The 13058-nt window shown below is 45.9% G+C and carries 17 protein-coding genes; 10 read left to right on the top strand and 7 right to left on the bottom strand.

The window, feature by feature from the left end:
• Positions 1 to 19 precede the first annotated feature (19 nt).
• From C2757_RS03000 to C2757_RS02985, 4 genes are all read left to right on the top strand, one after another.
• Positions 20 to 772, top strand: coding sequence for a hypothetical protein (locus C2757_RS03000; RefSeq protein ID WP_216863908.1), 753 nt, complete (start codon positions 20 to 22; stop codon positions 770 to 772).
• Positions 773 to 795: 23 nt separating this feature from the next.
• On the top strand, positions 796 to 984 hold the full coding sequence (locus C2757_RS02995) for a hypothetical protein (RefSeq protein WP_215375967.1): 189 nt from the start codon (positions 796 to 798) through the stop codon (positions 982 to 984).
• Positions 985 to 1067: 83 nt separating this feature from the next.
• Entirely contained in the window at positions 1068 to 1610 is a 543-nt protein-coding gene (locus C2757_RS02990) for a cytochrome b (RefSeq protein WP_215375964.1), read from the top strand.
• A 13-nt stretch (positions 1611 to 1623) separates the two neighbouring features.
• Positions 1624 to 1800: a hypothetical protein gene (locus C2757_RS02985; RefSeq protein ID WP_215375961.1), complete on the top strand. Its 177-nt coding sequence runs from the start codon at positions 1624 to 1626 to the stop codon at positions 1798 to 1800.
• Positions 1801 to 1845: 45 nt separating this feature from the next.
• Here the strand turns inward: C2757_RS02985 and C2757_RS02980 are convergent, their stop codons facing one another.
• Positions 1846 to 2946 carry an alkene reductase gene (locus C2757_RS02980; RefSeq protein ID WP_215375958.1) on the bottom strand — a complete coding sequence of 367 codons (1101 nt, stop codon included), beginning with the start codon at positions 2944 to 2946 and terminating at the stop codon, positions 1846 to 1848.
• Between the two features lie 153 nt (positions 2947 to 3099).
• Here C2757_RS02980 and C2757_RS02975 point away from each other — a divergent pair, with 153 nt between their 5' ends.
• Together C2757_RS02975 and C2757_RS02970 are read left to right on the top strand one after the other, a co-directional pair.
• The gene (locus tag C2757_RS02975; protein ID WP_215375956.1) at positions 3100 to 3267 is read left to right on the top strand and encodes a rubredoxin; all 168 of its coding nucleotides are present in this window, start codon (positions 3100 to 3102) and stop codon (positions 3265 to 3267) included.
• A gap of 54 nt (positions 3268 to 3321) precedes the next feature.
• Positions 3322 to 4485, top strand: coding sequence for an NAD(P)/FAD-dependent oxidoreductase (locus C2757_RS02970; RefSeq protein WP_215375953.1), 1164 nt, complete (start codon positions 3322 to 3324; stop codon positions 4483 to 4485).
• Between the two features lie 81 nt (positions 4486 to 4566).
• On the opposite strand, the gene C2757_RS02965 is transcribed toward C2757_RS02970, so the two are convergent.
• The 3 genes from C2757_RS02965 to C2757_RS02955 form a co-directional block, all read right to left on the bottom strand.
• Positions 4567 to 5160 (bottom strand): urate hydroxylase PuuD, encoded by a 594-nt coding sequence (locus tag C2757_RS02965; protein ID WP_215375950.1) that lies wholly within the window; start codon positions 5158 to 5160, stop codon positions 4567 to 4569.
• A gap of 107 nt (positions 5161 to 5267) precedes the next feature.
• On the bottom strand, positions 5268 to 6044 hold the full coding sequence (locus tag C2757_RS02960) for a 3-hydroxybutyrate dehydrogenase (RefSeq protein ID WP_215375947.1): 777 nt from the start codon (positions 6042 to 6044) through the stop codon (positions 5268 to 5270).
• A gap of 54 nt (positions 6045 to 6098) precedes the next feature.
• A complete protein-coding gene (locus C2757_RS02955; RefSeq protein WP_215375944.1) occupies positions 6099 to 6602 on the bottom strand; it encodes a YqaA family protein in 504 nt (167 codons plus the stop codon).
• Positions 6603 to 6807: 205 nt separating this feature from the next.
• Here C2757_RS02955 and C2757_RS02950 point away from each other — a divergent pair, with 205 nt between their 5' ends.
• A complete protein-coding gene (locus C2757_RS02950) occupies positions 6808 to 7977 on the top strand; it encodes an acyl-CoA dehydrogenase family protein (RefSeq protein ID WP_215375942.1) in 1170 nt (389 codons plus the stop codon).
• A gap of 9 nt (positions 7978 to 7986) precedes the next feature.
• Positions 7987 to 9171, top strand: coding sequence for a CaiB/BaiF CoA-transferase family protein (locus C2757_RS02945; protein WP_215375934.1), 1185 nt, complete (start codon positions 7987 to 7989; stop codon positions 9169 to 9171).
• Here the strand turns inward: C2757_RS02945 and cls are convergent.
• The 3 genes from cls to C2757_RS02930 are packed head-to-tail and all read right to left on the bottom strand — an operon-like array spanning position 9168 to position 11664.
• Entirely contained in the window at positions 9168 to 10646 is a 1479-nt protein-coding gene (cls, locus tag C2757_RS02940; protein WP_215375931.1) for a cardiolipin synthase, read from the bottom strand. The two genes, C2757_RS02945 and cls, sit on opposite strands and share 4 nt — an antisense overlap.
• Complete coding sequence (locus tag C2757_RS02935; RefSeq protein WP_215375929.1) at positions 10643 to 11395, bottom strand: endonuclease/exonuclease/phosphatase family protein; 753 nt, start codon at positions 11393 to 11395, stop codon at positions 10643 to 10645. Before C2757_RS02935 ends, cls begins: the two co-directional genes overlap by 4 nt.
• Positions 11395 to 11664 (bottom strand): hypothetical protein, encoded by a 270-nt coding sequence (locus C2757_RS02930; RefSeq protein WP_215375927.1) that lies wholly within the window; start codon positions 11662 to 11664, stop codon positions 11395 to 11397. The genes C2757_RS02935 and C2757_RS02930 overlap by 1 nt, the downstream gene beginning before the upstream one ends.
• On the opposite strand from C2757_RS02930, the gene C2757_RS02925 reads away from it, so the two are divergent.
• Positions 11663 to 12358 carry an ABC transporter permease gene (locus tag C2757_RS02925; RefSeq protein ID WP_215375924.1) on the top strand — a complete coding sequence of 232 codons (696 nt, stop codon included), beginning with the start codon at positions 11663 to 11665 and terminating at the stop codon, positions 12356 to 12358. The two genes, C2757_RS02930 and C2757_RS02925, sit on opposite strands and share 2 nt — an antisense overlap.
• The gene (locus C2757_RS02920) at positions 12351 to 13058 is read left to right on the top strand and encodes an ATP-binding cassette domain-containing protein (RefSeq protein WP_215375922.1); all 708 of its coding nucleotides are present in this window, start codon (positions 12351 to 12353) and stop codon (positions 13056 to 13058) included. Before C2757_RS02925 ends, C2757_RS02920 begins: the two co-directional genes overlap by 8 nt.

Raw genomic sequence — 13058 nt, 5'->3', positions numbered from 1 at the left:
CGCATTCTTTGCAATTGCATTGCTTATCTTTGCTATTGCAGTTTGGATTGGCAATGCAGCGCTCAGCCCTTACCGCACCAAAGATACTGAAACCTCAGAGGATCTTGGCATCATCCAGACGGCTACCCTCACTTTGCTGGGTCTCATCATTGGCTTTACTTTTTCCATGGCGATTGATCGACATGATCAACGTGAGCGTCTCGAAGAAGGTGAGGCGAATGCGATTAGCACTGAATATTTAAGGGCCGACTTATTGCCTGGGCCATCTGCGGCAGCTACTAAAGAATTACTAAAACAATATTTGGATCAACGTATTCTGTTTTACACAGTTCAGGATCCAGAGAAAATCACTGCAATTGGTCAAAAAACGGATGAGCTACAAAGCGAACTTTGGAATGCTGTGCTACCAATGGCACGCTCCAATCCAACTGCAATGACTGCGCTCGTAACTTCCGGAATGAATGATGTTCTGAACTCACAGGGATATGTGCAAGCCGCTTGGTGGAACCGCATTCCCTATACTGCCTGGACCTTAATGGGCGCAATTGCCATCTGTGCAAATTTATTGGTTGGCTTTGGAGCCAGAAATTTCCAGAAGAACATTACCCTCTTCATGATTTTTCCTTTTGTCATTGCGGTATCGTTTTTCTTAATCGCAGATATTGATAGCCCTCGAGGTGGCGTCATTCGAATTGAGCCGCGCAACCTGATTACTCTGCAAAAGTTACTGAACCCCCAAAAATCATCGGCATCATCTACCAGCAGCAATTAAGCTTCACCCTAAAGGCGGTCAATATGAAACGTGTAGTAGATGTCTATAAGAATCGTGGCCGTGAGCTTGTTTGGACCTATGTGATTGACCTGCAAAATGATGATGAATTTCATCCTGGTCAGCGTGATTTTGAGGCGGAGGCGCTCAGACTCTCCCAAGTGGACAAACGGGGGGCCTCAAATGAGCTCAGTGCCAAGATGAGATTGAATTAAGCCTCAGCATTACCCACGGCCCCATTGGTGTTTAAAAGCTTGATTATGATGAAGGTCTATTAACGCTCTATTGATTGTTTTATATGTCCAGCACTCGTTATCACCCCGCCTCCATCTTCTTTCATTGGTTTGTTTTCCTGCTAGTGCTTGCAGCACTCGCTGTTATTGAACTCAAGGGCCAGTTTCCCAAAGGCAGCGAACCGCGAGAACTGTGCAAGACCATTCATGCCTTCTTTGGGCAACTAATCTTTGTAGCAATGATTGGACGATTGACTGTGCGCTGTATTTTCGGGGCCCCTGAGCCCACTGATCCCAATCGCATTCTGCTCACCCTTGCTAAATTGATGCACTGGGTTTTATATGCCCTACTCCTCGCACTCCCAATTATGGGTGTGATTTTTCTGCAGGCAGGCGGTAAAGAGGTTCACTTTCTGAGTTGGGTTTGGCCTCAAATGATTTCACCAAACCCTGAGGTAAAAGACCTATTTAAGGAAGCCCATGAATTTTTGGGTAACGCTATCTTCTTCTTGGTTGGTATCCATGCCCTCGCGGCTTTATGGCACCATTACGTCTTAAAGGATGACACCCTACGCCGCATGTTGAATAAAATTAAAGCAAATACCTAGAAAGAATATGTACATGAAACCACTATCCAAAAAAGGCAAGTTGGTCGTCGGCTGGACCGCACTAATGACAGTGATTGGAACGGCAATATTGCATCAATGGCAGTTTTTTGCCTTAGGCATCATCTCCATTGCCCTCATACTGATTGCCAATCAATACGGGCTGATCAAAGATTCTGAAGACAAAAAATAATCCCCACTACCGAGGTGTGGGGATTATCTGTGAACTCGAGTTCTTTTAAAGAGTTGGGTAGTCGGTGTAGCCTGCCTCTTGACCGCCATAGAAAGTAGCGCGGTAATAAGGATTTAAGGGTGCGTTTTTCTGAAAGCGCTCCGCAAGATCCGGATTTGAAATATAGAGACGGCCATAAGCTACAGCGTCAGCCAAGCCCTCTTCCAAGACCTTCTCGCCCAAGGCTTGATCGTAACCACCAGCAGTGATGAACTTGCCCTGATAAGCGGCTCTGAAGAGCTCAGAGGTAATTGGTGCTTCTTCGTTGACTTGCTCACCGCCACCTGCGCTAGTAGCTCGTGGCTCAATCATGTGCACATAAGCCAAGTTATAAGCGTTGAGTTTTTGAATCGCCGCACTAAATAGTCCAACTGGATCGCTATCACCAATATCATTAAATGTTCCGTATGGAGACAAACGCACACCAATACGATCGCTAGCGAATACCTTACTGACCGCTTCAATTACCTCACCCAACAAACGCAGACGATTTTCAACTGAGCCGCCGTATTGATCGGTGCGTTGGTTGGTTTTATCTTGCAGGAACTGATCCAACAAATAACCATTCGCTGAATGGATTTCAATCCCATCAAAACCAGCAGCCTTGGCATTTTGCGCTGCAGCTTCAAACTCTTTCAGGAGACGCACAATATCATCGAGAGTCATGGCTTTTGGAGTTTCATAGTCGTGCAACTTCCAATCGGCACCATAAGTTTGTCCTGCAGGCGCAATTGCTGAAGGCGCTTCTGGCAGACCTTGCTCTGGGTGTAAAGAGGAATGAGAAATACGGCCAACGTGCCACAACTGCGCAACGATTGAACCGCCTTTTGTATGGACTGTCTCAACGATTTCTTTCCAAGCAGCAGTTTGCTCTGCAGAATAAATACCGGGGGTAGCTGGATAGCCCATGCCGAGCGGAGAAATTTGGGTTGCTTCAGTAATGATTAATCCTGCACTTGCGCGCTGCGCATAGTAAGTCTTTGCCAAAGGATTGGGCACATCACCCGCAACTGCGCGCATTCTGGTTAATGGCGCCATTACCAAACGATTCTTCAGTTGAATTGAGCCAAGGCTCACTGGGGTAAACATGATTTCTTTGCCGGACATTGAAAGACCTTTATTTGGAAAGTAGTTATTAAGGATATGGGAGGCTTACTGTAACAAGAATTAGGTAATTTTGCTGATGATGAGAAATCTACCCTCGCAAGAAAAAAACTGAGAATAAATTTAAAATTAAAAGATTGATAATAAGGATCCAATATGAAAATTTGGCAATGCATCGTATGCGGTTTCATCTATGACGAGGCTCAGGGACTACCTGATGACGGCATCGCCCCTGGTACCCCCTGGGCGGCCATTCCAGAGAGCTGGGAGTGCCCTGATTGTGGCGTGTCCAAATCTGACTTTGAAATGGTTCAGGTAAGCTAATACTTTCGCTTTTAGCCATCTTCATTTTTAGTAGTCTTACTACGGGATCCCTCCTTGACTCTACATACCAATCCATCCTCCGCCATCGTCATTATTGGCAGCGGTCTAGCTGGCTACACTCTTGTTCGTGAAATCCGCAAGCTTGATAAATCAGCACCAATCACTTTAATTACTCGCGAGCCAGGATACTTTTACTCTAAGCCGATGCTTTCGACTGCCCTTGCAGGAAAAAAAGATGCTGCGCAATTAATCTCGACTAGCGCGGAAGCAATGGCAACTCAATTAGAAATCGACCTGCTCTCAGAAACAGAAGTCAATGCAATAGATACCGCCAAGCAAGTTATTCAAACTAGCAAGGGTGAAATTGCTTATGGAAAATTAGTATTGGCTTTAGGTGCAGATCAAATTCGGATTCCATTGGAAGGAAATGCGGTAAATGAAGTACTTACAGTGAATGACCTGGAAGATTATGTAAAGTTTCGAACAGCGATAGCAGGCAAACAGAAAGTCGCTATTCTGGGTGCAGGTTTAATAGGCTGTGAGTTTGCGAATGATTTAGTGCTCGGTGCTTACGCAGTAGATGTGATTGACTTAGCCCCACAAGTATTAGGCCGACTATTACCAGAGGCTGCCGCTAAAGCCTTGCAAGATAAACTTGGTCAAGCAGGCGTGAACTGGCACTTCTCGACAACCGTTCAAACCGTCAATCGGAATGGCACTGCACTGGAAATCACATTAACCAATGGTCATACGATTACTTGTGATGTTGTACTGTCTGCAGTTGGCCTAAAGCCTAGATTAGATTTAGCGAAAGCAGCTGGGATTCAGACTGGTGTTGGCATTGAAGTCAATCGTGACCTACAAACCAGCGCCAGTAATGTGTACTCCTTAGGCGATTGCGCAGAAGTTGAGGGATTAGTACTTCCTTATGTGATGCCCATCATGCAGGCAGCAAGAGCGCTAGCACCCACTTTAATTGGTCAGCCAACACCGGTCAGCTATCCAGCAATGCCAGTGATGGTAAAGACCCCTGCCCTTCCCACTGTTGTATCACCCCCGGCCAAAGCCGCTGTTGGTCAATGGACTACGACCGCAATTGAAGGTGGGGTTGAAGCACGTTTTGAGTCTGTCGATGGCAAGCTCTTAGGATTCGCCTTAATGGGAACAGCTACTGTACAACGCGCAGTACTGACAAAAGAGCTTCCCCCGCTTTTGTAGCGCTCAATATTCTTGTTTAAGCAAGCAAAAAGGCCCGCATTGCGGGCCTTTTTGTGTCTTTTGTTTAAAACGCGGCAATGATTATGAAACGATCACAAACCAAGTTGTATTGTGTGATTGAGCAACCATCAAGAACAACATTGGAATAGAGAGCAATGTATTGAGGCGGGATGTCAGCATAGCAATGCGAGCAGATTTGGCTTTTACATCAGCATCAACAGTCACAATACCTAGGGCACGCTTCTGGTTTGGCCAAATAATGAACCAAACGTTGAAAGCCATTACCAAGGCAATCCACATACCCAAACCAATTGCGCGGAATGGTGCTTGTAATGTAAATGCTTGATGAGCATAGCCATTCACTACCGCAAGGATCAAACCAGTCAATACTGTAAAGAGTGCTGCATAACGGAACCAGAACAAGGCTGCTGGTGCAATCACTTTACCAATCGCAGGCTTTTGCTCATCCGGAATCTTTGGCATAGAAGGAATTTGTACAAAGTTAAAGTACCAGAGCAAGCCAATCCACATCACACCAAACATCACGTGCAGCCAACGGAACATGAAAGGCAATTCAGCAGAACTAAAGTTGCCACCTAAAGCGAAGATGATGAGAATGAGAAGCACAAAACCAGCCAATACGGTGCGTCCCAAAGAGGTCAAGATTGATGCCATGAATGAATCTCCAATGTGTGATGATGGGTTTAACTATAAACGATTCTAGTGAATTTGTTTCATCCAGCAAATTTTCAGAAATCCCTTTTAAAACAACGCTTTAGCTCTTATTGCGCGGTCCAGCCACCATCCATATTCCAAGCAACACCGCGGACTTCGGAGGCATCTGGGCCACACAGGAATACTGCTAAAGCAGCCAATTGCTCAGGGGTGACAAACTCACCGGATGGCTGCTTTTCAGAAACCAGTGCTTTCTTAGCAGCTTCATTCGAAATTCCTTCGCGAGCAGCACGAGCATCTACTTGCTGTTGCACAAGCGGCGTTAAGACCCAGCCTGGGCAGATCGCATTACAGGTCACGCCAGTGTGTGCATTCTCCAATGCAGTCACTTTAGTCAAACCAACAATACCGTGTTTCGCTGCAACATAGGCCGCTTTTTGCGTGGAAGCTACTAAGCCATGAACTGATGCAATGTTAATAATACGACCCCAGTTACGCTTCTTCATTCCAGGTAACGCATGATGACTCGTGTGAAATGCTGAGCTCAAGTTGATCGCAATAATGGCATCCCATTTTTCTGTTGGGAAATCTTCGATGTTTGCCGTGTACTGAATGCCAGCATTGTTGACCAAAATATCTAATGAACCAAAGCGCTTTTCAGTTTGCTTGATGAGATCTTCAATCTCCGCAGGTTTACTCATATCTGCACCGTGATAGTCCACCTCAACACCATGTGCCTTGATCGATGCAATGGCTGCATCCTTTTCACCGAAACCATTGACCATAATATTGACACCCTGTTTAGCCAAAGCAATTGCCATACCCAAACCAATACCACTCGTGGATCCAGTTACCAAAGCTGTTTTGCCTTTTAAATAAGTCATATCAATAGTCTCGCCATGTTAGGGAATAAAAAACGTAGCATACAACGAATGTATTTAGATCAAATGTAACCAGCGCCCCAATTGATGCCAAACACTGTCAGGCACTAAAGTGAGGAGCCACGTCATTGTCAAATAGCGCAGTAATTTACCAATAAACATGTAAATCATGCAGGGGAACCAAGCTAGGCCAAGCCAGCCTGCGGCTACGCACAAAGGATCACCAAAGCCAGGTAGCCAAGATAGCAGTAATAGCTTTGGCCCCCATTCTTTTAGCCAAAAACGTAGACGCCCTTCGGTACTTACTTTAATAGCCTGAATTTTCTTGCTAGCAACAAACCCCAACCACCAATCCAACATTCCACCCAAAGTATTGCCAACCGTAGCAAGCAAGATAGCCGCCCAATACATCTGCGGATTAATCGAGATATATCCAAACAGGATGGGCTCTGAACCCACTGGTAGCAAAGTTGCAGAAGCAAAGGCGCTAATAAAAACTGCCGGTAACCCAACGGAAGGTAAGCCGAACCACCCAAAAAAGTGATGAAGTGCTTGGTCCATTAAACCAGCGCTCCAAATTGTTGCAAATTGGTGAGCTGGGCTTGAAGAAGGTTGATGGAGATGGCCTGGTGATTGCTTTGCATGTCAATATCGATCTGAGCTAGTGTGTAGCCTATTTTCACCCTATTTTGCCTATTTTCCAGAAATTTCCATTCTTGCTTAAACTAGTATCCAAATAAGAAGATCACTATTAATCGAGACTGTCATGAATCACCCCATTCCCAAGCCTGACCAATATCAGGATATGCGTGAGGCCTTGCGAGACCTCTTCAGCCATTTTGATTCTGCCTACTGGCAAAAAATTGATTATGAGCGGGCTTACCCTGAAGCGTTTGTGAATGCCATGACTGAAGCGGGCTGGTTAGCTGCTTTAATTCCAGAGGAATATGGTGGTTCAGGGTTAGGCTTAGCGGAAGCCTCCGTGATCATGGAGGAGATTAATTTCTCCGGTGGTAATTCTGGTTCCTGCCATGGGCAGATGTACAACATGGGGACATTACTGCGTCATGGTTCTGAGGCACAGAAAACAATGTACCTCCCGAAAATTGCCAGCGGTGAATTACGACTACAAAGTATGGCGGTTACTGAGCCCTCTACCGGAACAGATACCACTAAGCTAAAAACGACAGCAGTCAAACAAGGTGACAAGTACATTGTGAATGGTCAGAAAGTTTGGATCTCTCGTATTCAACATTCTGATCTGATGATTTTATTGGCTCGCACCACGCCGATCAATGAAGTGAATCGCAAGTCTGAAGGCATGTCGATCTTTATCGTCAATCTCGCAGATGCGATTGGTAAAGGGATGGAAGTTCGACCCATCGCCAATATGGTGAATCACGAAACCAATGAAGTGTTTTTTGATCATCTAGAGATTCCAGCAGAAAACTTAATTGGCACTGAGGGTCAGGGATTCAAATACATTCTTGATGGGCTCAATGCAGAACGGGTATTGATTGCCGCAGAATGCATTGGGGATGCCTATTGGTTTATCGATCGTGCCCGGCGCTACGCTAATGACCGCGTGGTGTTTGATCGTCCTATTGGCAAGAATCAAGGGATTCAATTTCCGATTGCCGATAGCTATATTGAAACGGAAGCGGCAAATCTCATGCGTTTTAAAGCTTGCGAACTCTTTGATCAACATCTCCCCTGCGGTCCCGAGGCTAATATGGCGAAATACTTGGCTGCTAAAGCCTCCTGGGAAGCGGCAAACGTTTGCCTACAAACACATGGTGGGTTTGGATTCGCAAATGAATATGATGTTGAACGCAAGTTTAGAGAAACACGCTTGTATCAAGTGGCTCCGATTTCCACCAACTTGATCTATTCATACATTGCTGAGCATGTACTTGGCTTACCAAGATCCTTCTAGTACATCCCCATGAGCATTCGTCCATTAGATGGCATTACCGTTGTTTCGCTGGAGCATGCGATTGCCGCGCCTTTTTGTACTCGCCAACTGGCTGACTTAGGTGCACGTGTTATTAAAGTAGAGCGCCCTGGTGGTGGTGACTTTGCCAGAGGCTATGACACGCAAGTAGAGGGACTCTCTTCTCACTTTGTTTGGGTCAATCGCTCTAAAGAAAGTCTCACTCTGGACTTAAAGCAAGCTCCAGCCATTGCTGCCCTCAAGAAACTGCTTAAAACTGCAGATGTTTTGGTACAAAACCTAGCGCCCGGTGCAGCAGCACGAATGGGGCTGACTCCAGAGGCATTACATCAAGATAACCCAGGGCTTATTTTGTGTGACATCTCTGGATACGGCAACAATGGTCCTTATCGCGATAAAAAGGCCTACGATCTATTAATTCAGAGCGAGGCAGGCTTTTTATCTGTGACTGGCACTCCAGAAACCCCCAGTAAAGCCGGTAACTCCATCGCAGATATCGCTGCGGGTATGTATGCCTATACCAATATTCTGGCTGCGTTATTGCAAAGAGGCAAAACCGGCAAGGGCAGCGTGATTGATATCTCGATGTTGGAATCGCTGAGTGAGTGGATGAGCTTTCCGCTCTACTACGCCTATCAAGGTGCAAACCCACCTCCCAGAAATGGGGCGTCGCATGCCACTATTTATCCTTACGGCCCCTTTAAGGCGGGCGATGGGAAGACGGTGATGTTGGGTTTACAAAATGAACGTGAGTGGGTGCAGTTTTGTGAGATCGTATTAGAGAATGTAGCGCTTGCAAAAGATAAACGCTTTGACAGAAACTTTAAGCGCAATGAAAAACGGGCGGAACTCTTGCAAATTATTGATGCCTGCTTTAGTAAGCTCACTTCCGAACAACTCATCGCCAGATTAGATCAAGCGCAAATTGCGAATGCGCATCTGAATGACATGGAAGGCTTGTGGAAACATGAGCAACTGAAGGCGCGTGAGCGATTTACAGAGGTAGCCACTCCCAATGGTCCCATTGCCGCCCTATTGCCTCCAGGATTAAACGATAGTTACGACTATCGTATGGATCCCATACCCGCTGTAGGTCAGCACACTGATGCCATTCTGAAAGAACTGGGTTTAGCCGACTCTGATATTGCCACCATGCGCGCAAGTGGCGCAATTTAGAGTAGTGGCGAGCTTAAGTGGGCTGCATTTTCTAAATAGTGCATCCAGCGTGGTCGCTTAGCCCATTGAATTGGGTCTACATAATCTGATTGGGCTAGATAGGATTCAATTAATTTCTCAAGCTTGGTACAAAAATCTACGTTGTATACCATGAGGCTAATCTCAAAGTTCAAACGTAGACTGCGTTGATCAAAATTAACGGATCCAAAGATAGCTCCTTTTTTATCTACCAGCAAGCTCTTCGTATGCAGTAATCCACCATGAAATTCAGCAATCCTCACTCCTGAATCCATCAGATCAGCGTAGTAGCTTTTACTGCTCCAAGCAACCAAGGTGGAGTCATTGAGTTTTGGCACGATGAGAGTCACTTTGACGCCCCGTCTTGCAGAGGCCATCATGGCCTGCAACAAACCATCATCGGGGCCGAAATACGGTGTTGTGATAATTAACTCTTCCCGGGCATCAATAATGGCCGATAGCATTACCTGATACAAAATATCGTCACGATAAACCGGCCCTGAGGCAAGCTGTTGAGCAATTGCTGCGCCTGCAATTGGGGTTGCTGGTGGATTGCGATCATTAAAGTGAGTGACTTTGGGGTTATCAACGCTCCAGTCAAAAGAGAAAGTGAGCTCAAACTGCGAGGCAATCGGCCCCTCGACCCTCACCATGGCATCGACCCACTTACCTACGCCTGAATCTTGCTTAAATGTTCGTGGATCCACCATATTCATACTGCCAGTCCAAACAATGGCGCCATCCACTACAAAAATCTTCCGATGCAAACGCAAGTCAGCACGGCGAAACTGGAAGCGTCCAACCTGAATAGGCATTGCCTCAGTAACCTGAATTCCGGCATTACGAAAACGGGCTGGCCATTTTGACTTGAACCAATCTTTACTACCCAATGAATCCAGTAGTACCTTGCAAACTACGCCCCGTTTTGCGGCAGCAATTAATGCCTCTCCAACCAGATCGGCGTCGCCTCCTAAAGCCCAAATATAGAACTCTAGATACAAACTTTTTTGGGCTTGATTGATCTCATCAATAAAGCACTGCAATATTTTTAATGAATCGGTATGCAGCTCCAGTAGATTTCCAGCAACGACTGGAGTACCGTTTTTTGATTCTGCTAGGAGACTAATGGCCCTACTCTCTGGCGGCAACTGCTCTCGATCGCCTGCATAGGCCTGTCGCATCTCTTCAGTGATCTGAGCGTATTCATGATTCATTCGCTTGATTTTTCGAGTAAGACTACGCCCTACTGGACGATCACCTATGAGTATGTATAGACTAATACCCAACACTGGGAATGTCACGACAATAAAAATCCAGGCAAATGCCACACCCACCGGTCTGCGCACGGAAATAATCACACCAATAAATATGGTGACTAAAATAAAATGGATGAACAGTATGAAATCTAAATTCAACTGCAGTGCTGAAGGTAGTAAAGCGATTAATAAATTGTTCATTCGATTTCCAGTTCCGCAGTAATGCCTAAATGATCTGATAATTGCATCCACTCATGCAAAATTTGGGCAGAGTGAATTTTTAAACCGCGCACATAAATTCGGTCCATCGCTAGAATCGGTTTCATGCTTGGAAACGTTTTCGCTGGCGCGCCAGTTAATGCCTCAAAGACCTCATCAAAACCGGCCGCCTTCATTGGGGCGCTCACTCGATTACGCCAATCATTAAAGTCACCAGCCACAATGGTTGGTCCATTTTGAGCCAATGCTTCAATATATCCAATAATTTGCTCTAGCTGGCGCTCTCTCCCCCGCTCAAATAAAGCAAGATGAACGCAAAAGCAATGTATTGGCTGATCCATACCATTGAACTGGGTCACACTGTGTAGCAATCCCCGCCTCTCAAATCGATATGCAGAGATGTCGTAATTCAAGCCCTTGTGCAATGCATACTTTGAAAGAATTGCATTGCCATGATGACCCTCTGGATACTCCATATTTTTTCCATAGTGCCAGTCATGCCAAAAATCTTCAGAAAGAAAATGGGTTAACTCTGTCATAGGCCATTGGCCATAGCGCCGCACTCGGCCACGATGTTCTTGCTGCAACTCTTGAAGAAAAAGGAGATCTGGGTAGTGATTGCGCATTTTTTGGCGCAATTGATATATGGTCGAATGTCTGTGCAGGGCAGATACGCCCTTATGCACATTCATACTCATCACCGTAAAGCGAGTGCCGCTATATTCCATCATTAGAACTGTCCTGCTGCTCGTTGTCGCCGGACACGTGCCAGATAGATTTCACCCTCAACCAAATCCTGGCATTGCATGCATTTATTGCAAATAGATGCTTGCTCCCGTAACTCTTCTATCGAGTCGATGGGATGGGTGTCGAGATACTCTCGCAAGTCAACATCGAGGACCTCATTACAGAGGCAAACTACTTCAGCCATTAGTCGGAAAATACGCCTAAAAATCTCATTAGAGCCATTTTGCCATTGACTTGATAGAATCAAGCGCATGTTGACCGCTTTTCAAGACGCCTTGAACTTACTTGCCAATTTAAATGCTGGAGTATTGGGCATCGTCTTGGTTTCCCTACAGGTTAGCTTGACTGCCTTATTGATTGGCACATTCCTTGGTCTGCCCATTGGCGCCCTCTTGGCGACCGAAGAATTTAGTGGCAAACGATGGATTATTGTGGTCCTCAATACCCTCATGGGGGTTCCCACCGTCATCATTGGTGTCATTGTTTACCTAATACTCTCTCGCACAGGGCCCCTAGGAGCCTGGGGATGGCTATTTACTGTGAAGGGCATGATCGTCGCCCAAATCCTGCTCACAACCCCCTTAATTGCAGCCCTAAGCCGCCAAATCCTAGAGGATTCTTGGAGAATCCATCGAGATACCTTCTTGAGCCTCAGATTACCTGCTCTTGCACGATTTAAGTGGCTTATTTGGGATTGCCGCTTCTCCCTAACGATTGCCATCCTTGCTGGACTTGCAAGAGCAATTTCTGAGGTGGGCGCCGTCATGATCGTTGGCGGAAATATTGATCACTCCACTAGAACCATGACAACTGCAATTGCACTAGAGACTAGCAAGGGGGATCTTCCATTAGCACTTGCCTTAGGAATCGTTCTCCTTGGAATTGTGTTGTGTGCCAATTTATTTACTCACGCAGTGCGACAAGTAGCGGAGCGTCGCTATGGCTAATTCAAGCAATTCATTTGAGCGCTCCATTGAACTTCGAGATGTCACCGTCCAAAGCAATGGCCGAGTGATTCTCAATATCCCCCACGCCCTCATTCCAGCCGACCGGATCACTGCTTGCATCGGCCCCAATGGAGCGGGCAAAACCACTCTTCTCAAGCTATTAGATGGGCTAATCAAACCAGACACTGGCACGGTCAGCTTTTCATTTACTCGCAAAACTGCCTTAGTTTTACATCACACTCCATTAATTAAAGCATCAACTAAAACCAATCTGGCCATCGTGCGTGATGCAGATAGCAGCATTACGGAAGCTGATATTGATAAAGTCATTCGCCAAGTTGGACTTGGACAACTACAAGACAGCCCCGCACACAAACTCTCTGCCGGTGAAAGACAAAAGCTTTGTCTGGCAAGGGCCATCTTACAAAGGCCCAACTTAGTTTTACTAGATGAGCCAACAGCCAACCTTGATCCAAATGCCACTGAACAAGTAGAAGATATGATTCGTCAATTTAATCACCAGGGATCGGATGTCATTTTTTCTTCGCACCAACTTGCTCAAGTACAAAGACTTGCACAGCACATCATCTTTATTGATCAGGGCGAAATAAAAGAAAAGGGACCCGTAGGCCCCTTCTTTTCTGATCCGCAAACACAAGCCGCTAAACGCTTCCTACATCAAGAATTATTAAACGGCTAG

It is taken from the genome of Polynucleobacter sp. MWH-Svant-W18, assembly GCF_018687495.1.
Lineage (GTDB): Bacteria > Pseudomonadota > Gammaproteobacteria > Burkholderiales > Burkholderiaceae > Polynucleobacter.
The sequence above is the reverse complement of the archived record's forward strand: the minus strand, read 5'-3'. Positions and strand labels throughout refer to the sequence as shown.

What these genes read in the sequence shown, in the direction of transcription:
- C2757_RS02995 (WP_215375967.1), top strand. Translation starts at nt 796, where the DNA reads ATGAAACGTGTAGTAGATGTCTATAAGAATCGTGGCCGTGAGCTTGTT.
- C2757_RS02990 (WP_215375964.1), top strand. Translation starts at nt 1,068, where the DNA reads ATGTCCAGCACTCGTTATCACCCCGCCTCCATCTTCTTTCATTGGTTT.
- C2757_RS02985 (WP_215375961.1), top strand. Translation starts at nt 1,624, where the DNA reads ATGAAACCACTATCCAAAAAAGGCAAGTTGGTCGTCGGCTGGACCGCA.
- C2757_RS02980 (WP_215375958.1), bottom strand. Translation starts at nt 2,946, where the DNA reads ATGTCCGGCAAAGAAATCATGTTTACCCCAGTGAGCCTTGGCTCAATT.
- C2757_RS02975 (WP_215375956.1), top strand. Translation starts at nt 3,100, where the DNA reads ATGAAAATTTGGCAATGCATCGTATGCGGTTTCATCTATGACGAGGCT.
- C2757_RS02965 (WP_215375950.1), bottom strand. Translation starts at nt 5,160, where the DNA reads ATGGCATCAATCTTGACCTCTTTGGGACGCACCGTATTGGCTGGTTTT.
- C2757_RS02960 (WP_215375947.1), bottom strand. Translation starts at nt 6,044, where the DNA reads ATGACTTATTTAAAAGGCAAAACAGCTTTGGTAACTGGATCCACGAGT.
- C2757_RS02955 (WP_215375944.1), bottom strand. Translation starts at nt 6,602, where the DNA reads ATGGACCAAGCACTTCATCACTTTTTTGGGTGGTTCGGCTTACCTTCC.
- C2757_RS02950 (WP_215375942.1), top strand. Translation starts at nt 6,808, where the DNA reads ATGAATCACCCCATTCCCAAGCCTGACCAATATCAGGATATGCGTGAG.
- C2757_RS02945 (WP_215375934.1), top strand. Translation starts at nt 7,987, where the DNA reads ATGAGCATTCGTCCATTAGATGGCATTACCGTTGTTTCGCTGGAGCAT.
- cls (WP_215375931.1), bottom strand. Translation starts at nt 10,646, where the DNA reads ATGAACAATTTATTAATCGCTTTACTACCTTCAGCACTGCAGTTGAAT.
- C2757_RS02935 (WP_215375929.1), bottom strand. Translation starts at nt 11,395, where the DNA reads ATGATGGAATATAGCGGCACTCGCTTTACGGTGATGAGTATGAATGTG.
- C2757_RS02925 (WP_215375924.1), top strand. Translation starts at nt 11,663, where the DNA reads ATGTTGACCGCTTTTCAAGACGCCTTGAACTTACTTGCCAATTTAAAT.
- C2757_RS02930 (WP_215375927.1), bottom strand. Translation starts at nt 11,664, where the DNA reads ATGCGCTTGATTCTATCAAGTCAATGGCAAAATGGCTCTAATGAGATT.
- C2757_RS02920 (WP_215375922.1), top strand. Translation starts at nt 12,351, where the DNA reads ATGGCTAATTCAAGCAATTCATTTGAGCGCTCCATTGAACTTCGAGAT.